Genomic DNA, 20,200 nt, shown 5'->3' on the forward strand with positions numbered 1-20,200 from the left:
ACTGTTCAAGCGTCCCCGCCGCCGTCCCCGTCATCCCCGTCGTCGGCGACGTCCAGCTCGCGGGGATGCGCGTCGTGCTCACCGTCGCCCCCGCGGCGGTCGGGCACGGACGGCAGCCCGTGCAGCCGACCGACCGCGAGCCGCAGCCGGATCAGCCCCACCACACCCGCGACGGCCGCCACGAGACACAGGACGTTGACGAGAAGCCCGCCGGTCACGGCGCCGACGGTAACGGTTCGCCGCAACCGCACGGCGGCCTCGGGCCGAGGTGTCGCCCGCCGCACGCGGGGTAAGCGGCGGCTTTGGTTCGCCGCCGGCCGACTCGGACAAACACGCCAACAGCGGCGCAGGGACGCGAGGAGGTGCTGATCTGAGATGACGACCGACACGTACGAGCGGTTCCGGGCCTGGACCCGGGCGATCCTGCACGACGGGCACGCCGACGAGATCTACCAGACCTCGACCATGGGGGCGCTGCTGGACGGCCTCTACGACGGCGACGTGACGATCGCCGAATTGCTCCACCACGGCAACTTCGGCCTCGGCACGTTCAACCGCCTCGACGGTGAGATGGTCGTGCTCGACGGGATCTGCCACCACCTGCGCGCCGACGGCAGCGCGCGGGAGGCGGAGCCGGACGACCGCACGCCGTTCGCCGCGGTCACCTGGTTCCGGCCCGAGGCGACCATGCGGATCACCGAGCCGATCAACCGCGCGGACCTGCTGGCCCGGATCGACCGGACGCTGCCCACCACCAACCTGACCTCGGCGATCCGGATCACCGGCCGGTTCCGGCGGGTCGACACGCGCACGGTGATGGCGCAGAAGCAGCCGTACCCGCCGCTGACGAAGGCGACGGAAGGCCAGGCGGTGACCACGTTCGACGACGTCGAGGGCGACCTGGCCGGGTTCCGCTCCCCGTCGTACGGGCAGGGCATCTCGGTGCCCGGCTACCACCTGCACTTCCTCGCGGCCGACCGGCGGCGCGGCGGCCACGGCCTGGACTTCACGCTCGTCGAGGGCGAGATCCGCGCGGCCACGGCCAGTGAGCTGCACCTGAGCCTGCCCCGCACGGCCGCGTTCGCCAACGCCAACCTGTCCCCCGACGACATCGCGGGCCAGATCCGGGAGACCGAGGGCGGCTGATCCGGGATAGCCTGCGCACCGTGGAGATCGTGACCCGGGCCGATCGGCCCGACCTCGACGGGCAGGCTGCGGAGGTGTTCCGGGAGCGGTGGCCGGAGTTCATCTTCCACGACGACGTGCCCAAGAAATACCTGGCGCGGGTCGAGGAGTTCTTCTCCCGCTACGACATCATGGTGCTCGACGACGACGGCGCGGTCGTGGCCGGCGGGTGGGGCGTCCCGGTGGCCTGGACGGGCGAGGTCGACGACCTGCCGTCCGGCTACGACGAGGCGATGGTGCGGGCCGTCGAGGGCCACGAGGCGGGCACCCCGGCCACGACGCTGAGCTTCATGGCGGCCGCGGTGAGCACGAAGCACGACAGGCGCGGGCTCGCCACCACGGTGCTGCGCGCGCTGGGCGACCGGGCCCGCGCCGACGGGCTCACCCGGGTCATCGCACCGCTGCGGCCGACGTGGAAGCACCGCTACCCGCTGGTGGCGATGGCCGACTACGCACAGTGGACCCGGCCGGCCGACGGGCTCGCCGTCGACCCGTGGATCCGCACCCACCAACGGATGGGCGCCCGCATCCTCGGCCCGGCGGCCCGGTCGATGGTCATCGAGGGCACGGTCGCCGAGTGGGAGAGCTGGGCCGACATGACCTTCCCGGTCACGGGCGACTACGTCGTGCCGGACGCGCTGAACCTCGTCCGGATCGACCGCGAACGCGACCGCGGCGTCTACGTCGAGGAGAACCTCTGGGTGGAGCACACCGCCTAACGCGCGCGCAGCAGGTCGGTGTGCACGGCCCGCACCGCCGCGCCCGGGTCGACGCCCAGCTCGTCGCGCAACCGCACCCGCAGGCGCTCGTACGCGGCCAGCGCCTCGGCCACGTTGCCCCGCGCCGCGAGTGAGCGCATCAGCAACAGGTGCCCCGTCTCCCGCAGCGGCGCCGTGGCCACCAGGTCGCGGGCCGCCCGCTCGGCCGCGGGCAGCTCCGCGCCGCCGATCGACAGGCAGGCGGTGGCGTAGCACTCGAGCGCCCGGGCGTGGACCTCACCGAGCCGCGCGCGCCAGCCGTCGGCCCACGGCGCGGTCGCCTCGGGCAGGAACGGCCGCGCGGCGACGAACCGCGCGGCCAGCGCCGCCGACCACGCGCGCCGCCACTCCCCCACGGCGACCGCCGACTCGGCCCGGTGCACGGCCGACAGCGCCGCCGCGACGTCGACGACGGCCGCGGGTGGCAGCTCCACGGCCAGCTCGGAACGCCCGCGCAGCACGGCGGGGCCGGTCGCCGCGCGTACCCGGGAGACCAGGGCGTTGAGCGCGGACCCGGCGGCCGGCGGCGGCGCCGCACCCCAGAGCGCGTCCGCCAGCCGGTCGCGCGGCACCGGGCCTGGCCGGTGCAGCACCAGGTAGGCGAAGAGCAACCGGCCCTGCCGGCCCGGCAGCGTGACCCGCCGCCCGGCGATCTCCACCAGGTACGGCCCGCAGAGCTGCACCCGGGTTTCCGGCTGCACGCACCACCTCCCGCGCGGAAGAATGGACGGGATGACGCGCCAGGTCCGCTGCGAGTGCGGCTTCGTCGCCCGGGGCGACACCGACGAGGCCGTGATCGCGCTCGTCCTCGCACACGTCGCCGCCGACCATCCCGACCTGGCCGAAACCGAGACCGCCGAGGACATCCGCGGCTGGATCGAACTCGTGCCGTGAGGGGCCTCACGAGTCGACGTTGAACTCCTCGCGCATCGAGCGGACGACCGCGCCGCCCGGGCGGTCGCGGAGCTTGCCGTCGACCGTCACGTCGAGAATGTCGTCGTAGAAGGCGACCAGGCCCTTGATCGGCAACGCGTCCGGCAGTGGCCGTTGGTACGACCAGACCACATTGGACCGTTCCGACGTCGACCAGTAGGACGCCTGGCCCTTGTAGGGGCAGTAGGTCACCTGGTCGCTGTCGGTCAGATCGGCGACCACGTCCTCGCGCGGCAGGTAGAAGCGCACCGGGAGGTTGGTCTCGTAGACCAGCACGGGCCGCGACGTCTCGGCCAGCAGCACCCCGCCGTCCTCGATCCGCACGTGCCGCGAGCTCGCCCGCGCGTCGACCCGGTGGTAGGGATCGCGCGGGTGCCCGTGGATCTCCTCGTCCTCCTCGAACCAGTGGTCCATCGCGTCGAAGTCGAGCAGGACGTGGTCGTGCAGGTCGGCGTCGGCGGGCCGGAACGCGGCCTCGGCCCGGACGTCGCCGCTCGCCGACACGGTCAGCGCCTCGCCGTCGGTGGAGTGCACGGTGAACGGGATGCCGGGGTGCAGGAACCCCGGGCCGCCCGCCGTGACGTCACCGGCCGGCGTCAGGTCGGCCCGCACGTCGGCGAGCGGTACGGCGTAGGTGGGCACGATCCGCCGCGGCTCCCAGACCAGCACCGCGTCGGTGGTGTCCACGACGGTCACGCCGCCGAGGACCGCGCGGACCCGCTTCTCCGTAGGTTCGTGTCGCAGGGCCTTGAACTGCTGACCCATCGCGTCGCGCATCCGGGTACTCATGCCACCACCTTCGCGCAGTCAGCGCGCCGGCACCACCCACGGGAACTCGTCGCGGCGCATGTCGGCGGCCACTGACGGGTCCAGCCCTGAGCTCGTCGCCGAGTCCATCACCAGCGAGAACATCACCTCGGGCGCGTTGTCGGCCAGCGCCCGCCCGTTGATGCCGGTGAAGCCGAAGCTCGCGGGCGTCCCGACCGTGTACGGCATCACCTCGGGGAAGATCCGGCGCGCGACGAGCTGCCCGTAGCCGGCCGGGTCGGTCGAGTTCCCGCCGTTGGCGGCCACGAACGCGGCGATCTTCTCCGCGATGTACGCGCCGTCCTCGTCGAAGTCCTTCGCCGGGTGCCGCCGGTCGGCGGGGTTGCTGAAGTCGAGGTCGTCGGGCCAGAAGATCGGCCACATCATCGGCAGGCCGAACCGGTTGACCTGGTGCCAGCCCTCGGCGTCGGCGAGCTTGGTGGCGCACCAGACGCCGATCCGCGCACCGGGCCGCAGCCGCGGGTGGTCGTGCGGCACCTCGAGGACGATCGTGTAGACCTGCGTACCCGCGAAGCTGTTCTTGGGCCTGCCGGCGCGCCATTCGGTCAGATCGGCGGTCGAGCCGTCGCGGACCGCGGCGTTGATGACGAACAGCTCGTCGAGGTCGATGTAGAACGGGTCGTCGATCCGCCCGGCCCAGACCCGCACCGCGCCGCCCTCGCTCGGTGCGCCGGTGCGACCGGACGCCACCACCCGGCCGCCGGCGTTGTCACCCTCGGCGTCGCGACCCTGAAGCTCGTGCACCTCGTACGCCTGCTGCCCGTCGGACATCGGCGCGAACGTCACGCGATACGTGAGCTCCTCGCGCGGCGCACCGTCGAGGTGGATCCGGAACTCGTAACGCGCCTCGGGATGGAACCCGGGCATCACCTCCGCACCGGTGACGTTCGAGTTGACGTCCATCATCAGGACCGTGCAGCCGTCACCGTCGAACACGTACATGTCGTCGATGAAGAGCTGGCCCCGCTGCGGAGCCTCGGGCGTAGGCAGGTGGTGGGACATGATTTCGACGCTACCGGCGGTCGACGCGGGCCCGGGGCGGAAAGATCTTTTGGGAGGTATCAGCCCTCGATGACCAGAGCGGCACGCAGGGCGGCGATGTCCGCGTCGGTGAGGCCGTTCGCGCGGGCCCAACCGCGCCCGTCGCCCCACCGGTCCCGGATCCGGGTCAGCGCCCGGGCCATCATCGGCGCGGCCGGGTGCCAGTCGAGGCCGTCGGGCCAGTCCGGCGGCCACGCCTCGCCCTCGGCCAGCGCGTTGCGCCGCAGCCGCTCGTTGATCGCGTCGACCGCGGCGGCGGTCAGGGCGTAGTCGGCGCAGATCACCTCGTCGGCCACGCCGACCAGGTCGAGCACGATCGCGACGAAGACGCCGGTGCGGTCGCAGCCGGCGGCGCAGTGCACGAGGGCGGGCAACGCGTCAGGAGCGGCGAGGGTACGCACGGCCGCCGCCACCTCCGGCCCCCGCTGCGCCAGCACGCCGAGGTAGAACGACGAGCGGTCGGTGATGTCGGTGATGTCGCCCAGCGGGACCGGCACGTACCGGACCGCCGTCGCCGCGCCCAGCGGGCCCCGGCCGTAGCGGGCCACCTCGTCCTCGGCCCGCAGGTCGACCACGGTCGCCAGCCCGTACGCGTCGGTCAGCGTGGCCGCCTCTGACGCCGTGAGATGGGCCAGGGTGTCGCTGCGGTAGAGCCGGCGCGGGCCGATCACGCCGCCGCGGGCCGGCAACCCTTCGAGGTCCCGGAAGTTCGGCAGGTTCGGGAACATGGGCCGCAGCGTATCGACCGGGGTCTTCCGGCCATCGACTTTGTGGTTTAAAGTTCTTTACGTGACCGAGAGCTTTATCGACAACGACCAGCCACCCGGCGACCCGGCCGAGGCGCTTCGCCTGATCGAGGAGCAGCGCGCGGCGGCCCTGCGCCGCATCCACGTCGACGACCGCTGGTGGTACTGGCCCTGGGGCTTCGCCTGGCTGATCGGCTTCGGACTGATCTTCCTGCGCAACGGCCCCGACGGTCGGGTCTTCGTCGACCTGCCGCAGTGGCTGCCGGTGCTCACCCTGGTCGTCCTGCTGGTCGCGGCCGGCGTCCTCTCCGGCATCACCGGCGCGCGGGCCTACGGGTCGGTGGTCGGCGACTCGTCACGGCGCGGCGCCTACTACGGCTGGGCCTGGTCGATCGCCTTCACCGGCGCGACCGTGATCCTCGTGCGGGTCAACGACGCCCTTCCGCTCGACCTGCGGACGCTGGTCTGGTCGGCCACCATGACCGCGCTCACCGGCGCCCTGCACATGGCCGGCGGCGCGATCTGGCTCAACCGCACCCTCTTCCAACTCGGCGTCTGGATCTCCGTGGTCAACGTCGCGGGCGTCGTCGCCGGGCCCGGCTGGCAGGCACTGATCATGGCGGTCGCGGCCGGCGGCGGCATGATCGTGTTCGGCGCCTTCGCCGGTCGTTGGCGTAGGCATGACTGACGCCCCGCTCGACCCCGTCATCCACGCCCAGGCCAGATTGCGGGTGGTCGCCGCGTTGTCCACATTGGGCGCAGGTGATCAGATCGCGTTCCCGAGACTGCAGGACGTCCTGTCCATGACGCCCGGCAACCTCTCGGTGCACCTGCGCAAGCTTGAGGACGCCGGCTACGTCGAGATCACCAAGACCCACCGCGGCCGCACCCCGGTCACCCTGGTCGCGCTCACGCACCGCGGCCGGATGGCCTTCGAGGAATACACCGCGTCCGTACGCGCCCTGCTCCAGCCCCCGGACATCAAGGAGAAGACATGATCCTGGCGGAGGCCATCGAGGTCACCCGCAGGTACGGCGACGTCACGGCGCTCGACCGCGTCTCGCTGCGCGTCACCGAGGGCGAGCTGGTCGGCCTGCTGGGTCCCAACGGCGCCGGCAAGACCACGCTGGCCAGCCTGCTGACCGGGGTCCGCCGACCCGACTCCGGCACCGTCACGCTCTGCGGCGGTGATCCGCGCGACCCGCGGACCCGCCGGACGCTCGGCGTCACTCCGCAGGAGACCGGGCTGCCGGCCACGCTGCGGGTCGGCGAGGTCGTCGACTTCGTCGGCGCGCACTACCCCGACCCGGTGCCGCGGGCCGAGCTCCTCGACCAGTTCGGCCTGACCGACCTGGTGCGCCGGCAGACCGGCGGGCTGTCCGGGGGCCAGAAGCGGCGCCTCGCGATCGCGCTGGCGTTCGTCGGCAGGCCGCGGGTCGTGGTGCTCGACGAGCCGACCACCGGCCTCGACGTGCAGGCGCGGCGCGGGCTGTGGGACGCCATCAAGGCCTACCACGCGGGCGGCGGCACGGTGCTGCTCTCCAGCCACTACCTCGAGGAGATCGAGGCGCTGGCCGACCGGGTCGTGGTGCTCGGCCACGGCCGGGTGCTCGCCGACGACACGGTGACCGCGGTGCGGGGCATGGTCGGCGTCCGCCGGGTCAGCTTCGCGCACGACGGCGAGCCGCCGGCCCTGCCGGGCGTCGTCGCGACCGAGCTGCGCGAGGGCCGCACCCACCTGCTCACCCCGGACTCGGACCAGCTCGTCCGCGCGCTGGTCGCGTCCGGTGTGGACTTCCGCGACCTGGAGGTGGCGCCGACCTCGCTCGAGGAGGCGTTCCTCGCCATCACGCAATCCGAGACCCTCGCGACCGCGGCCTGAGAGACGGAGCCACCCCTGTGACGCTCGCCCTCGTACACGCCAGATTCCAGCTCCTCGAGACCATCCGCATCCCGATCGCGCTGATCGGCTCGGCGTTCTTCCCGGCCGCGTCGATGCTCTTCTTCGTCGTCCCGTTCGCGGGCGACGACCCCGTGGCGGCGACGTTCGCCACCGCCGCGATGGTCACGTTCTCCATCATGGTCAGTGGCCTGTTCACCTACGGCGTCGGTGTCGCCGACGACCGCGCCCAGCCCTGGGACGGCTACGTGCGCACGCTGGCCGCCGGGGCCGGGCCGAGGTTCGCGGGCCGGATCCTCGCCGGCATGGCGATGTCCCTCGTCTCGCTGATCCCGGTCATCGCAATCGGCGCGCTGTTCACGCAGGCCACCGTGAGCGCCGGCGGCTTCCTGTTGGGCCTCGGCGCGGTGTTCGTCGGCGCCCTGCCGTTCACCCTGATGGGACTGGCCATCGGCTACGCGCTGCCGCTCAAGGCCGCGCTCGTGGTCTGCCAGGTGATCTTCTTCCCGCTGGCCTTCGGCGGCGGCCTGATGTCCTCGCCCGACCAGGCGCCCGGTTTCATCGCGGCGATCGCCCCCTACCTGCCCACCCGCGGCGCGGTGGAGCTGCTGTGGGCGGCGGTCGGCGACTACGCGATCCAACCCCTCTCGCTGGTGATGCTCGCGGTCTGGACGGCGGTCGCGGGCGCGATCGCGGTCTGGGCCTACCGCCGGGACGAGGGTCGCCGGTTCCGCTGACGAAAGGAACGGTCCGTTGTTAACGCTATGCGTTAACAACGGACCGTTCCTTTTCATCGCAGCACGGTCAGCCGCTGCGTGGCCCGGGTCAGCGCGACGTAGAGGTCGTTGAGGCCGCGCGGCGACTCGGTCTCGATCGCGTCAGGATCGGCGACCACGACCGCGTCGAACTCGAGGCCCTTCGACTGCCGGGCGGTCAGCACCGCGACGGGGCTCTCCAGGTCGGGCTCGTCGCCGACCGCGACCGCCAGCTCCGGCAGCGCCGCCCGCACCTCGTCGGCCAGCGCGTCGAGCCGGGCCGCCGGCGCGATGACCGCGAGCCGGCCGTCGCCCAGCGCCGCGGCCTCGGCGGCCAGCACGCCACCCAGCTCGGCCAGCCGGCCGCGCACCGGCGGACGGCCGGTGGAGCGCACCGACTGCGGCGGCTTGGCGTCGGGGTCGATCCGGGCCAGCACCTCACCGGCGAGCGACATCACCTCGCTCGGCGTCCGATAGTTGACCGACAGCTCGGCCAGCTTCCACCGCTGCGCCACGTACGGCTCGAACACCTCGGACCAGGACGCCGCGCCCGCCGGGTCGCCCGTCTGGGCGATGTCGCCGACCACGGTCATCGACCGGTTCGGCGAGCGGCGCATCAGCACCCGCCACGCCATCGGCGACAGCTCCTGGGCCTCGTCGACGATGACGTGGCCGAACGCCCACCTCCGGTCGCGGGCAGCCCGCTCGGCGGCGCTCAGCCGCAGCGCCTCCTCCTGGCGCTCCGCCAGCCGCGACGCGTCCAGCAGGTCGGTGATCAGCAGCAGCTCGGGGTCGTCCTCGTCCTCGACGTCGATCGAGGCGGAGCCGCGGGCGATCTCCAGCGCGCCCTCGGCGTAGGCCAGCTCGGAGCGGCGCACCCGGTCGGCGTACCGCTGGGCCGCGTCCTGGGCGTCCGGCAGGTCGCCGAGCTGCTCGGCGGCCTCGTCGAGCAGCGGGGCGTCGGCGGGCGTCCACGGCGCGTTGGCCGGCCGGCTCAGCGCCGCGGTCTCGGCCAGGGTGAGCAGCTCGGTGCCGTCGGCGGCGACGCGGGCCGCGGCCAGCCGGCCGGGGGTGGAGAACAGCTCGCGCAGCAGGCGCTGCGGGGTCAGCGGGGGCCAGAGCGCGTCGAGGGCCGCCCGTACACCCTGGTCGTTCTCGAACTCCGCCCGGATGTCGGCCAGATCGGCGGCGCCCATCAGCATGGGGTCGCCGGGGGCGTCGCCCTCGCCGAGGGGGTCGTCCGCGTACGGGTCGGTGCCGATCAGCTCGGCCATCTGGGCGACCAGGCCCTCGACGACGGCGGTCTCGAACACCTCGCGGGCCTGGTTGTGCGGGCGACCGGAGCGCCGGGCCCGGTCCCGCGCCGCGCTCACCAACGCGCTGTCGATCGTCAGCGTCTCCTGGTCGACCTCGACGGTGATCGGCTCGGTGGGCAGCTCCTGACGGTCGGCGATCGCCGCCGCGAGCACGTCGACCAGCACCGCCCGACCCTTGATCTCGGCGACCCGCTCGGGCTCCTGGCCCCGCGCGGTCACGCCCGGGAACAGGTCACCGAGTGTCCACAGCAGCACGCCGGTCTCGGCCAGCGAGGGCAGCACGTGCGAGATGTAGCGCAGGAACGTCGGGTTCGGACCGACCACCAGCACGGCCCGCGACGACAGCTCCCGGCGGTGGGTGTAGAGGAGGTAGGCCGCGCGGTGCAGCGCGACCGCCGTCTTGCCGGTGCCCGGGCCACCCTGGACGACCAGCACGCCACCGAGGTCGGCCCGGATGATCCGGTCCTGCTCGGCCTGGATGGTCTCGACGATGTCGCGCATCCGACCGGTGCGGCTGGCGTCCACCGCGGAGAGCAGCGCGGCCTCGCCGGCGAGCCCTTCCCGGGTGCCCGAGCCGGCCGCCGCCGAGAGGTCGAGCACCTCGTCGTCCAGCGCGACCACGGTGCGGCCCTTGGAGCGGATGTGCCGGCGCCGCCGGATGCCCAGCGGGTCGGCCGCGGTGGCCAGGTAGAACGGCCGCGACGCCGGGGCACGCCAGTCGAGCAGCAGCGGCTCGTAGTCGCCCTCCTCGTCGAAGATGCCGATCCGGCCGATGTAGAGCGGCGCCCCCTCCTCGGGGTCGAGCCGCCCGAAGCAGAGCCCGCTCTCGACGGCGGAGAGCTGGGCGAGCTGCTCGGTGTACATCGCCACCGCCGACTCGCGCTGCGAACGGGCCTGCGGTGTGCCGCCCGTCGCTTCCAGCGAGCCGGACAGCCGCTGCTCGGCCAGCGCACGCATGCCGTCGAGCCGGTCGTACAGGCCGGTGACGTGCTTTTGTTCTGCTTCCATCTCGGCAGGTGAGTCTGTGGGATCGAGGACGCGACTAGGATCAACGCGCTCAGACAACGACTTTTCCTCCGGAAGCGAACCGGGAACCATGCGAACTCCCCAAGATACCGCGACGGCGGCGGGTCTGAACCGCGCGCTGTTGGCTCGACAGGGCCTGCTGGCCAGGCATATCGGACCAGGTGGCGGTAAGCACAGCGGTGGGACCGGAAGGCGACTGGATGCGGCAGCATCTAGTCGGCTGAGGAATGCCAGGTCACAAGCGCTGGTGTCGGCTATCGAACAGGTCGGCGCACTGCAGGCGCAACAGTGGTCCTCGCCACCCGTGGGACTGTGGAGCCGGCTCGACGGGTTCACCGCCGACGATCTCTGGGCGGTGCTCGGCAGCGGCGACGTGGTCACCGGCATCCTCATGCGCCGCACGTTGCACCTGGTCAGCGCGGCCGAGCATCCCGTCTGGGCGCGGGTCGCCGCGGAGACCGGGGTCGGTGGCTGGCTGCTGCGCAGCGTGGAGACGCCCGAGCGGGCCGACGAGATGCTCCAGGCCACCATCGGGTACGCCGGGCAGGCGCGCACGGGTGACGAGTTGACCGCCTTCGCGGAGGCCTGGGTGGCCGACCACCCCGACGCGCTGCCGGCCAAGGCCGTGGCCGCCCAGCAGGAATACAAGTGGCGGCCGTTCCGGGCCCAGCCGGCCTTCGTGAAGGTGCCCGCGAACGGCTCCTGGAGTGCGAAGACGCCGGCCGCCTACCACGCCGGTCCGCCCACCCCGAAGGGTCTGACCAGCGAAAAGGCGTGGGACACGGCGGTCACCCGGCATCTGGGCGCGTTCGGGCCGGCCGGCGCCGACGACATCGCCTGGTGGCTCGGTGCGACGGCCGGGCCGGTCAAGGCCGCCCTCGACCGGCTCGACCTCGTCACGCTCGGCGAGCCCGGCGCGCGGCGGGTGCTCTACGACCTGCCCGGCGCGCCCCGGCCGGCCGACGACACGGAGGCGCCGCCGCGGTTCCTGCCCGCGTTCGACAACGCTGTGCTCGCGTACGCCGCCAACCGCCGGGCGCGGATCCTGCCCGACGCGTACAAGGAGCGGGTCTATCTCAAGCGGAACCTGCGCTGGCTGCCGACGCTGCTGGTGGACGGCCTGGTCGCGGGGGTCTGGTCGACTGACACCAAGCGCGGCGTGGCGACGCTCACGGTGACCGCGTTCGAGAAGCCGACCAGAGCGGCCGCCGCGGCGATCGAGGCCGAGGGTACGGCCCTGGTCACCTTCACCGAGCCGACCGCCAAAGATCACGTCGTACGGATAACCACGAGCTGATCCCACCCGTCCCGCCTATCCTTGGGCGCGAGATGAACGCGCCTGACCCGTCGCTGCCCGCCCGCCTGTCGACCCTGACCCTGCGTGACGCGCACCGGCTGGGCCGGCGGCTGGAGGGCACCCGCAAAATCCGCGACGCCGCGAAGAAGGCCGCCGCGGTGGCCGCGATCGAGGCCGAGGTGGCGTCCGCCGAGGCCCGGGTCGCGGCGCGGCAGGCCGCCGTCCCGGTGATCCGCTACCCCGCCGAGCTGCCGGTCAGCGAGCGGCGTGACGACATCGCCGCCGCCATCCGCGACCACCAGGTGGTGATCGTCGCGGGCGAGACCGGCTCGGGCAAGACGACCCAGATCCCCAAGATCTGCCTGGAGCTGGGCCGGGGCGTCCGCGGCCAGATCGGGCACACGCAGCCGCGCCGGCTGGCCGCCCGCACGGTCGCCGACCGGATCGCCGAGGAGCTGGGCACGCCGCTGGGCAGCACCGTCGGCTTCAAGGTCCGGTTCACCGACAAGGGCGGCGACGACACCCTGGTCAAGCTGATGACCGACGGCATCCTGCTGGCCGAGTTGCAGCACGACCGCGACCTGCTGCGGTACGACACGCTGGTGATCGACGAGGCGCACGAGCGCAGCCTCAACATCGACTTCATCCTCGGCTACCTGGCGTCACTCCTGCCCCGGCGGCCCGACCTCAAGGTGATCATCACCTCGGCGACCATCGAGACCGAGCGGTTCGCCCAGCACTTCCGCCAAGCCTCCGGCGAGCCGGCCCCGGTGGTCGAGGTCTCCGGTCGCACGTACCCGGTCGAACTGCGTTATCGGCCGTTGGTCCTGGAAGAGGCGGTCGACGAGGACGACGACGAGGACGAGGTGGCCGGCGCGGTCGTGCGCGACCCGATCACGGCGATCGGCGACGCGGTCACCGAGTTGGCCGCCGAGGGGCCGGGCGACATCCTGGTCTTCCTCAGCGGCGAGCGGGAGATCCGCGACACCGCCGACGCGCTCGGCCGGCTCGACCTGCCGCACCTGGAGATCCTGCCGCTCTACTCCCGCCTGTCGTTCGCGGAGCAGCACCGGGTGTTCCAGGCGCACACCGGGCGCCGGGTGGTGCTGGCCACCAACGTCGCCGAGACGTCGCTGACCGTGCCGGGCATCACATACGTCGTCGACCCCGGCACCGCGCGGATCTCCCGCTACAGCCACCGGCTCAAGGTGCAGCGGCTGCCGATCGAGCGGGTCTCCCAGGCGTCGGCCAACCAGCGCAAGGGCCGCAGCGGGCGCACCTCGCCGGGCATCTGCGTCCGGCTCTACGACGAGCAGGACTTCCTGTCGCGGCCCGAATACACCGAGCCGGAGATCCTGCGTACCAACCTCGCCTCGGTCATCCTGCAGATGACCGCGATCGGCCTCGGCGACATCGCGAGCTTCCCGTTCATCGACCCGCCCGACCGGCGCAACATCACCGACGGCATCGCGCTGCTGCAGGAACTGGGCGCGCTCGACGCGGCGAAGCGCCTCACCGACACCGGTCGCCGGCTGGCCGCGCTCCCGGTCGACCCGCGGCTCGGCCGGATGGTGCTGGAGGCCGACCGCAACGGCTGCCTCGAAGAGGTGTCCGTGGTCGCCGCCGCACTGTCCATCCAGGACCCGCGCGAACGGCCCGTCGAGCACCGCACGCACGCCGACCAGCTGCATGCCCGGTTCGCCGACCCCGACTCGGACTTCGTCGCCTACCTCAACCTCTGGAGATACCTGCGGGAGAAGCAGCGGGAGCTGTCCTCCTCGGCGTTCCGCCGGTTGTGCCGAGCCGAATACCTCAACTATCTGCGGGTCCGCGAGTGGCAGGACATCGCGTCGCAGCTGCGCCAGGTGACCAAGTCGCTCGGGTTGGTGACCTCGTCGTCGGAGGACCCGGCCCGGATGCACCAGTCGCTGCTGTCCGGCCTGCTCTCCCAGATCGGGTTGCGCGAGGGCGAGAAACGCGAATACCTGGGAGCCCGGGGCGCGCGGTTCGCCATCTTCCCCGGCTCGGCGCTCACGAAGAAGCCGCCGCGGTACGTGATGTCGGCCGAGCTCGTGGAGACCTCGCGGCTGTGGGCCCGGGTCAACGCCCGGATCGAGCCCGAGTGGGTCGAGCCGCTGGCCGGCCACCTGGTCAAGCGCAGCTACAGCGAGCCGCACTGGGAGAAGAAGCAGGCCTCGGTCGTCGCCGTCGAGCGGGTCACGCTGTTCGGTGTGCCCATCGTGGTCGGTCGCCGCGTGCAGTACGGCCGGATCGACCCGGCGCTCTCCCGCGAGCTGTTCATCCGGCACGCGCTGGTCGAGGGCGACTGGCAGACCCACCACCACTTCTTCCGCGACAACGCCAAGCTGCTCGCGGACGTGGCGGCGCTGGAGGACCGGGTGCGCCGGCGCGACATCCTGGTCGACGACGAGACGATCTACTCGTTCTACGACGAGCGGATCCCGGCCGACGTGGTGTCGGGGCGGCACTTCGACACGTGGTGGAAGACCACCCGCCGCACGGATCCGGGGTTGTTGACGTTCACCCGCTCGTTCCTCGTCAACGCCGGGCGCGGCACGGTCGACCCCGACGCCTATCCGGACGTGTGGCGCTCCGAGTCGGCGCCGCTGCCGCTGTCGTACGAGTTCGCGCCGGGGACCACATCGGACGGTGTGACGGTCGACGTGCCGCTGCCGATGCTCGGCCAGGTGCGCCCCGAGGACTTCGACTGGCAGGTCCCCGGGCTCCGCGAGGACCTGGTGATCGCGCTGCTCCGCTCGCTGCCCAAGGCGATCCGCACCAACTTCGTGCCGGCGCCCGACTTCGCCCGCGCGGTGCTGGCCCGGATCCGGCCGGTGGCCGGCGTGTCGCTGGTCGAGGCGGTCACCGGCGAGCTGCGCCGGATGACCGGCGTGACCGTGCCGCACGACGCGTGGGACTACGGCCGGGTGCCCGACCACCTGCGCCTGACCTATCGCGTCGTCGACGGCGACCGCGAGGTGGCCCGCGGCAAGGACCTGGCGGCGCTGCAGGCCCAGCTCAAGGCCGAGGTCCGGGCGACCGTGACCGCGGCCGCGCCCGGCATCGCCCGCACCGGACTGTCCACCTGGGACTTCGGGCCGCTCCCCCGCGCGCTGGAGCAGGACCGGGCCGGTTTCCGAGTCACGGCCTACCCGGCGCTGGTCGACGAGGGCGCCACGGTCGGTGTGGAGGTCTTCGACACGGCCGCGGAGCAGGCGGCCGCGATGGTCGCCGGCACCCGCCGCCTGCTGCTGCTCACGCTGCCCAACCCGGCCACGTTCCTGCAGGGCCGGCTGACCAACCAGCAGAAGCTCGCGCTGAGCCGCAACCCGCATCGCAGCGTCGCGGAGTTGCTGCGGGACTGCGCCGGCGCGGCCGTCGACCGGCTGGTCGCCCAGGCCGGCGGCCCCGCCTGGGATCCCGAGGGTTTCGCCGCCCTGCGCGACACGGTCCGCGCGGACCTGGTCGACACCGTGATCGCGGTGGTCGACCGCGTCGAGCGCGCGCTCGCCGCGCAGCACAAGGTCGACCAGCGGATCTCCCGCGCGACCTCGATGGACGCGCTGGCCGCCCTGGCCGACGTGCGGGCCCAGCTCACTGGGCTGATCTTCCCGGGCTTCGTGACCGCCACCGGCTGGACGCACCTGGGCGACCTGCCGCGCTATCTGGAGGCGATCGAGCGCCGGCTCGACCGGCTCGGCCAGGACCCGGCCCGCGACCGCGCCGGCCAGGCCCGGATCGCCCAGGTGCGCAAAGAATATGACGCGATGCTGGCCGCGCTGCCGCCGAGCCGGCGGGGCACGGAGGCGGTCGCCGAGATCCGCTGGATGATCGAGGAGCTGCGGGTCAACGTGTTCGCACAGGCGCTGGGCACGGCCTATCCGGTGTCCGAACAACGCATCTACAAGGCCATGGACGCCGCCGAGGCACCCGCCTGAAAAGTGGATCACGCAGCGGCTTTCCCGCGCGGTATCGTGCTGTCGCTTCACGGACGCACGGGGAGGTCTGTTCCGGTGGCATACACGTTCCACGTCGACCTGCGCGGCATCGTCGACCTGCTGAGCCATCATCTCTACGCCAGCCCGCGGGTCTACGTGCGCGAGCTCATGCAGAACGCGGTCGACGCGATCACCGCGCGGCGCGCCACCGACCCGGCCGCGCCCGGCGAGGTGTGGATCGAGTCGTCGAGCCGGACCGGCGACGGCACGCTGCGGGTGCACGACACCGGCATCGGCCTGACCGAGCAGCAGGTGCACGAGTTGCTGGCGACCATCGGCCGCAGCTCCAAGCGCGACGACCTCGGCTTCGCCCGGCACGAGTTCCTCGGCCAGTTCGGCATCGGCCTGCTCTCGTGCTTCCTCGTCGCCGACGAGATCCGGGTGTCCACCCGGCACGGTGACCAGCCGACCGTCGAGTGGACCGGTTTCGCCGACGGCCGCTACCAGGTGGTGGTCGCACCGGCCGACCGGGCCCGCAGCGCGCCCGGCACCACCGTGACGCTCGCGCCGCGCCGCGACGCCGAGCACTGGCTGCGCGGCGACGCGGTGCGCGGCCTGGCCCGGCTGTTCGGCTCGATGCTGCCGATCGACGTGCGGGTCGACGGTGAGGCGGTGACCACCGGACCCGCGCCGTGGCACCGCGACCGCGCCGAGTCGGCGGCGGCCCGGCGCACCCGGCTCGACCGGTACGCGCAGGAGGTCTTCGGTTTCCGGCCGTTCGACGCGATCGAGCTGGACATCCCGGCGGCCGGCCTGCGCGGTGTCGCGTTCGTGCTCCCGGTCGCGGCCAACCCGGCCACCCGGTCGGCGCACCGCGTCTACCTCAAGCAGATGCTGCTCTCGGAGACCATCGAAGGGCTGCTGCCCGACTGGGCGTTCTTCGTCCGGTGCGTCGTCGACACGACGGAGCTGCGGCCGACCGCGAGCCGCGAGGCGCTCTACGAGGACGCGATCCTCGAAGAGGTACGCACGGCGCTGGGTGACGCGCTGCGCGGCTGGCTGACGGCGCTGGGCCGCACCGACCCGCGCCGGCTGGCCACCTTCCTGCAGGTCCACCACCTCGGCGTGAAGGCGCTCGCGGTGGAGGACGACGACATGCTCCGCCTGATCTACGACTGGTGGCGGTTCGAGACCAACGTCGGGTCGATGACCCTGGCCGAGTTCCGCGAGCGCTACGGCGTCGTCCGCTACCTCACCTCGGTCGACGAGTTCCGCCAGCTCGCCCCGGTCGCCGCGGCGCAGGCGATCCCGCTGGTCAACGCGGGCTACGTCTACGACGCGGCCCTGCTGCGCCGACTGTCCGATCTGGACGATGCGATCGAGACCGAGGTGCTCACCGCGAGCGCGCTGGCCACCCAGCTCGAACCCCTCGACGCCGACGTCGAGCGGGCCGTCCAGCCGTTCCTCGCCGTGGCCCGGCGTGCCCTGGAACCGCTCGGCGTCGAGGTCCTGCTGCGCGCGTTCGAGCCCGCCAGCCTGCCCGCGCTCTACCTGCTCGACAGCGACACCGCCCTGCACGTCGACCTGCGCCGCGGCCAGGAGGCCGTCGACGAGACGTGGGCGGCGATCCTGGGCTCGTTCACCGCCGGCCGGCAGGACCTGCCGCAGCTCGTGTTCAACCACCGCAACCCGCTCGTGCGGCAGGTCTGCGGGCTCGGCGACGAGGAGCTGCTCGCGCTGGCCGTCGAAGGGCTCTACGTGCAGGCGCTGCTGCTCGGCCACCAACCGTTGCGGCCGGCCGACACCGCCGCGCTCAACCAGTCGTTCCTGGGCCTGCTGGGCCGTGCGATGGGAGGTTCCCGATGACCCGGTCGGAGCACGAGCTCGAGGAGATGCTGCACGAGGCACACCGGTTGCCGTCCGGGCCGGCCCGGTTCGCCGCGTACGACGCCGTCTTCCGGCACGCCGACGCCGCCGGCGCCACGAAGTTCGCGTTCGACGCGCGCATGCGGGCCACCAGCGAGTTCCACCACGGCGGCGACCCGACCCGGGCGTTCCTGTCGTTCTCCTGGTGCCTGGCGACGGCCGACCGCGCCGCCGACCTGGTCGGTGCCCACGACGCGCACACCCTGCTCTGGCACTTCAAGTGGATCGTCTGGGCGCTGCCGCAGTTCCCGGACATCCCGCTCGACCGCACGATGGCCGTGCTCGACGACATGGAGCGGCGCTACCGGCTGCACGGCAACAGCCTCCACGCGGTCTTCCAGCACCGCTGGCTCGTCGCCCACCACATCGGCGACGCGCAGGCGGCCCAGCACTGGTACGACCAGCTCGTCACCGCCCGCCGCGACGGCCTCTCCGACTGCGCCGCCTGCGTGCCCTCGGGGCAGGTGCGGCACCTGGCCTCCGTGGGCCGCCACGAGGAGGCGATCCGGATCGGCGCGCCCTACCGGCACGGCGGGTGCACCGAGCAACCACATTGGATGCTCGCCGAGCTGCTGCTGCCCTACCTCGCCACCGGGCGCGTCGAGGAGATGGTCGACGCGCACAAGCGCGGCTACCGGCGCATCCGCGAGGACCGGCACCACCTCGACAACGCGGCGCTGCACGTCGCCTTCTGCGGCCGCAGCGGCAACGAGGCGGCCGGGCTGGCGATCGTCGAGCACCACCTGAGCTGGCTCGAGCGGCCCTCGTCGCCGTTCGCGGAGATGGAGTTCGCGGCCGCGTCGGCCCAGGTGCTCGGGCGGCTGCGCGACGCCGGGGAGGGCGACCGGGTGATCCGGCGGCGCAGCGACGACGGCACCCGCCGCTTCGACGCCACGCTCGCCGAGGTGCACGACGAGCTGGCCGCCCGGGCCACCGCGCTCGCGGCCCGGTTCGACGCCCGCAACGGCAACACCCACCAGAGCGCGCGCGTCGCCGCCCGGATGACCGCGGAGCCGCTGCACGCGCAGGTCCCGCTGACGGTGCTGGCCGGCCGGGTCGGCGGCCCGAAGGGCGACCCGAAGCTGCGCGGGCTGGTCGAGCGGGTCGCGGAGCGCACCGCCGCCGGTGACCACGCCGGCGCCGCCCGGGCCCAGCTCGCCGTCGCCCACGCGCTGCGCAACGCCGACCGCTGGGACGACGCCGTCGAGGCCGCCGAGGAAGCCGTCCGCGGCCTCGACCGGACGGGCCAGGCCGACGAGGCGACCCGCTGCCGCTACCTGCTCTGGGAGCTCTACCGGCGCGGCCAGCAGCGCCAGCGCGAGGCGCTGGCCGTGCTCGACGCCATCGGGCAGGCCCCGCAGGTGCCGGACGACCTGCCCGGCTACGAGGTGCTGCTCGAGCAGTCGCTGGACCTGCTCTACGGCGCCGACCGGCTGCTGCTGGCGGCGCGGCGGCACCGGGCGGCCGACCGCCCGGCGGACGAGTTCCGCACCCTGCGCAAGGCGGCCGGCACGATGCGGGTCGACGACGAGCGGCTGCGGCCCGCGCTCGACCGGCTCGACGCGCTCGCGCACCGACCCCGGGCCGGCGGAGCTGGCCCGGTTCGACCGCCTCCGCGGCGACATCGCGCGGCAGGAAGGCGAGGTGGACGCGGCCGTCGCCCACCTGGACCGGGCGGTCGACCGGTTCGCGGCCGCGGGTCTCGACGACGACCGGCTCCAGACGCTGCTCACCAGCGCGCGGCTCCTGCTCGACGCCGCCCGACCCGGCCCCGCCGAGGCGCGGGGCCGCACGGTGCTCGACGCGCAGGGCGCGGACCAGGGCTGGTACGCCGCCATGGTCGTGGCCCGGGCGCTGCTCGTCCAGGGACGCGCGGCGGACGCCGAGGCGTTCATGACCGAACACGGCATCGACCCCGACGACCTGGAGTACGAGTTCTCGGCGGAGGACTGACCGTCAAGAGTTCGCCGGCCGACGTCAGGGTCGCGTCAAGACCGTCGACCGCCCGACCGGGGGCGTTCCATGCTGGGCGGATGCGATCCACCGTCGTGGTCGGGATCAGCCCGTCGCTGGCCGGCCTGCAGGCGCTGCGGTACGCGGTCGACGTCGCCCGCGAGCGGGGCGCGGCCGTGCACGCGGTGCGGACGTGGCTGTTCCGGCCGATGTGGCGCGACAGCGCCGCGACCTTCGCACGCCGGGTGCACGCGGCGGAGGCCAGGCTGCTGGTGCCGTACGCGTTCGAGGCCGCGATGGGCGGCGTCCCGGCCGACGTCGAGGTCGAGCAGGTGGTGCTGGAGGGCCTGGCCGGGCAGTGCCTGGTCGACCACGCGGGCGAGGAGGCCGCCCTGCTGGTCGTCGGCGGTGACCGCCGGTCGCACCTGCTGGGCAGCGGGCCGGTCACCCGCTACTGCGTGCGGCACGCCCGCTGCCCGGTGCTGGTCACGCCACCGCCGTCGCTGGCCCAGCGCCGGCCCATGGAGGCACTGCTGCGCGAGTTGGGCCGCGACATCGCGCGCTGACCTACGGGCGG

17 protein-coding genes are annotated in these 20,200 nt (G+C 73.2%); 11 read left to right on the forward strand and 6 right to left on the reverse strand.

The window, feature by feature from the left end:
• Positions 1 to 5: 5 nt before the first annotated feature.
• On the reverse strand, positions 6 to 218 hold the full coding sequence (locus Asi02nite_RS30390; protein WP_203717436.1) for a hypothetical protein: 213 nt from the start codon (positions 216 to 218) through the stop codon (positions 6 to 8).
• Between the two features lie 157 nt (positions 219 to 375).
• On the opposite strand from Asi02nite_RS30390, the gene budA reads away from it, so the two are divergent.
• Together budA and Asi02nite_RS30400 are read left to right on the forward strand one after the other, a co-directional pair.
• Positions 376 to 1,146, forward strand: coding sequence for an acetolactate decarboxylase (gene budA / locus Asi02nite_RS30395; protein WP_203717437.1), 771 nt, complete (start codon positions 376 to 378; stop codon positions 1,144 to 1,146).
• A gap of 20 nt (positions 1,147 to 1,166) precedes the next feature.
• Positions 1,167 to 1,904, forward strand: coding sequence for a hypothetical protein (locus tag Asi02nite_RS30400; RefSeq protein ID WP_203717438.1), 738 nt, complete (start codon positions 1,167 to 1,169; stop codon positions 1,902 to 1,904).
• Here Asi02nite_RS30400 and Asi02nite_RS30405 read toward each other — a convergent pair.
• Entirely contained in the window at positions 1,901 to 2,644 is a 744-nt protein-coding gene (locus Asi02nite_RS30405; RefSeq protein ID WP_203717439.1) for an AfsR/SARP family transcriptional regulator, read from the reverse strand. The genes Asi02nite_RS30400 and Asi02nite_RS30405 overlap by 4 nt on opposite strands.
• 31 nt (positions 2,645 to 2,675) lie before the next feature.
• Between Asi02nite_RS30405 and Asi02nite_RS30410 the strand changes: the two genes are divergently transcribed.
• Positions 2,676 to 2,837 (forward strand): DUF1059 domain-containing protein, encoded by a 162-nt coding sequence (locus tag Asi02nite_RS30410; RefSeq protein ID WP_203717440.1) that lies wholly within the window; start codon positions 2,676 to 2,678, stop codon positions 2,835 to 2,837.
• A 6-nt stretch (positions 2,838 to 2,843) separates the two neighbouring features.
• On the opposite strand, the gene Asi02nite_RS30415 is transcribed toward Asi02nite_RS30410, so the two are convergent.
• Genes Asi02nite_RS30415 through Asi02nite_RS30425 form a run of 3 tightly spaced genes read right to left on the reverse strand, consistent with a single transcriptional unit; the run spans position 2,844 to position 5,473 of the window.
• Positions 2,844 to 3,665 (reverse strand): DUF427 domain-containing protein, encoded by an 822-nt coding sequence (locus Asi02nite_RS30415; RefSeq protein ID WP_203717441.1) that lies wholly within the window; start codon positions 3,663 to 3,665, stop codon positions 2,844 to 2,846.
• Between the two features lie 18 nt (positions 3,666 to 3,683).
• Positions 3,684 to 4,706 carry a DUF4331 family protein gene (locus Asi02nite_RS30420; protein ID WP_203717442.1) on the reverse strand — a complete coding sequence of 341 codons (1,023 nt, stop codon included), beginning with the start codon at positions 4,704 to 4,706 and terminating at the stop codon, positions 3,684 to 3,686.
• A 59-nt stretch (positions 4,707 to 4,765) separates the two neighbouring features.
• On the reverse strand, positions 4,766 to 5,473 hold the full coding sequence (locus Asi02nite_RS30425; protein ID WP_203717443.1) for a tyrosine-protein phosphatase: 708 nt from the start codon (positions 5,471 to 5,473) through the stop codon (positions 4,766 to 4,768).
• Positions 5,474 to 5,534: 61 nt separating this feature from the next.
• Between Asi02nite_RS30425 and Asi02nite_RS30430 the strand changes: the two genes are divergently transcribed.
• The 4 genes from Asi02nite_RS30430 to Asi02nite_RS30445 are packed head-to-tail and all read left to right on the forward strand — an operon-like array spanning position 5,535 to position 8,128.
• Positions 5,535 to 6,179: a transporter gene (locus tag Asi02nite_RS30430; RefSeq protein ID WP_203717444.1), complete on the forward strand. Its 645-nt coding sequence runs from the start codon at positions 5,535 to 5,537 to the stop codon at positions 6,177 to 6,179.
• Complete coding sequence (locus Asi02nite_RS30435; RefSeq protein WP_203717445.1) at positions 6,172 to 6,489, forward strand: transcriptional regulator; 318 nt, start codon at positions 6,172 to 6,174, stop codon at positions 6,487 to 6,489. The genes Asi02nite_RS30430 and Asi02nite_RS30435 overlap by 8 nt, the downstream gene beginning before the upstream one ends.
• Positions 6,486 to 7,373 (forward strand): ABC transporter ATP-binding protein, encoded by an 888-nt coding sequence (locus Asi02nite_RS30440; RefSeq protein ID WP_203717446.1) that lies wholly within the window; start codon positions 6,486 to 6,488, stop codon positions 7,371 to 7,373. The genes Asi02nite_RS30435 and Asi02nite_RS30440 overlap by 4 nt, the downstream gene beginning before the upstream one ends.
• 17 nt (positions 7,374 to 7,390) lie before the next feature.
• Complete coding sequence (locus tag Asi02nite_RS30445; RefSeq protein WP_203717447.1) at positions 7,391 to 8,128, forward strand: ABC transporter permease; 738 nt, start codon at positions 7,391 to 7,393, stop codon at positions 8,126 to 8,128.
• A gap of 53 nt (positions 8,129 to 8,181) precedes the next feature.
• On the opposite strand, the gene Asi02nite_RS30450 is transcribed toward Asi02nite_RS30445, so the two are convergent.
• The gene (locus tag Asi02nite_RS30450; RefSeq protein WP_239127255.1) at positions 8,182 to 10,470 is read right to left on the reverse strand and encodes a HelD family protein; all 2,289 of its coding nucleotides are present in this window, start codon (positions 10,468 to 10,470) and stop codon (positions 8,182 to 8,184) included.
• Positions 10,471 to 10,735: 265 nt separating this feature from the next.
• Between Asi02nite_RS30450 and Asi02nite_RS30455 the strand changes: the two genes are divergently transcribed.
• The 4 genes from Asi02nite_RS30455 (at position 10,736) to Asi02nite_RS30470 (ending at position 20,189) form a co-directional block, all read left to right on the forward strand.
• Complete coding sequence (locus Asi02nite_RS30455; RefSeq protein WP_203717449.1) at positions 10,736 to 11,785, forward strand: winged helix DNA-binding domain-containing protein; 1,050 nt, start codon at positions 10,736 to 10,738, stop codon at positions 11,783 to 11,785.
• Between the two features lie 32 nt (positions 11,786 to 11,817).
• Positions 11,818 to 15,744 (forward strand): ATP-dependent RNA helicase HrpA, encoded by a 3,927-nt coding sequence (hrpA, locus tag Asi02nite_RS30460; protein WP_203717450.1) that lies wholly within the window; start codon positions 11,818 to 11,820, stop codon positions 15,742 to 15,744.
• A gap of 75 nt (positions 15,745 to 15,819) precedes the next feature.
• Entirely contained in the window at positions 15,820 to 17,610 is a 1,791-nt protein-coding gene (locus Asi02nite_RS30465) for an HSP90 family protein (protein ID WP_203717451.1), read from the forward strand.
• Positions 17,607 to 20,189 (forward strand): universal stress protein, encoded by a 2,583-nt coding sequence (locus tag Asi02nite_RS30470; RefSeq protein ID WP_239127257.1) that lies wholly within the window; start codon positions 17,607 to 17,609, stop codon positions 20,187 to 20,189. Before Asi02nite_RS30465 ends, Asi02nite_RS30470 begins: the two co-directional genes overlap by 4 nt.
• Positions 20,190 to 20,200: the final 11 nt, after the last annotated feature.

It is taken from the genome of Asanoa siamensis, assembly GCF_016862555.1.
Classification (GTDB): Bacteria; Actinomycetota; Actinomycetes; order Mycobacteriales; family Micromonosporaceae; genus Asanoa; species Asanoa siamensis.

Excerpts from the sequence above, each read along its gene's own strand:
- Asi02nite_RS30470 (WP_239127257.1), top strand. The coding sequence starts at position 17,607 with ATGACCCGGTCGGAGCACGAGCTCGAGGAGATGCTGCACGAGGCACAC.
- hrpA (WP_203717450.1), top strand. The coding sequence starts at position 11,818 with ATGAACGCGCCTGACCCGTCGCTGCCCGCCCGCCTGTCGACCCTGACC.
- Asi02nite_RS30415 (WP_203717441.1), bottom strand. The coding sequence starts at position 3,665 with ATGAGTACCCGGATGCGCGACGCGATGGGTCAGCAGTTCAAGGCCCTG.
- Asi02nite_RS30410 (WP_203717440.1), top strand. The coding sequence starts at position 2,676 with ATGACGCGCCAGGTCCGCTGCGAGTGCGGCTTCGTCGCCCGGGGCGAC.
- Asi02nite_RS30435 (WP_203717445.1), top strand. The coding sequence starts at position 6,172 with ATGACTGACGCCCCGCTCGACCCCGTCATCCACGCCCAGGCCAGATTG.
- Asi02nite_RS30420 (WP_203717442.1), bottom strand. The coding sequence starts at position 4,706 with ATGTCCCACCACCTGCCTACGCCCGAGGCTCCGCAGCGGGGCCAGCTC.
- budA (WP_203717437.1), top strand. The coding sequence starts at position 376 with ATGACGACCGACACGTACGAGCGGTTCCGGGCCTGGACCCGGGCGATC.
- Asi02nite_RS30425 (WP_203717443.1), bottom strand. The coding sequence starts at position 5,473 with ATGTTCCCGAACCTGCCGAACTTCCGGGACCTCGAAGGGTTGCCGGCC.
- Asi02nite_RS30450 (WP_239127255.1), bottom strand. The coding sequence starts at position 10,470 with ATGGAAGCAGAACAAAAGCACGTCACCGGCCTGTACGACCGGCTCGAC.
- Asi02nite_RS30440 (WP_203717446.1), top strand. The coding sequence starts at position 6,486 with ATGATCCTGGCGGAGGCCATCGAGGTCACCCGCAGGTACGGCGACGTC.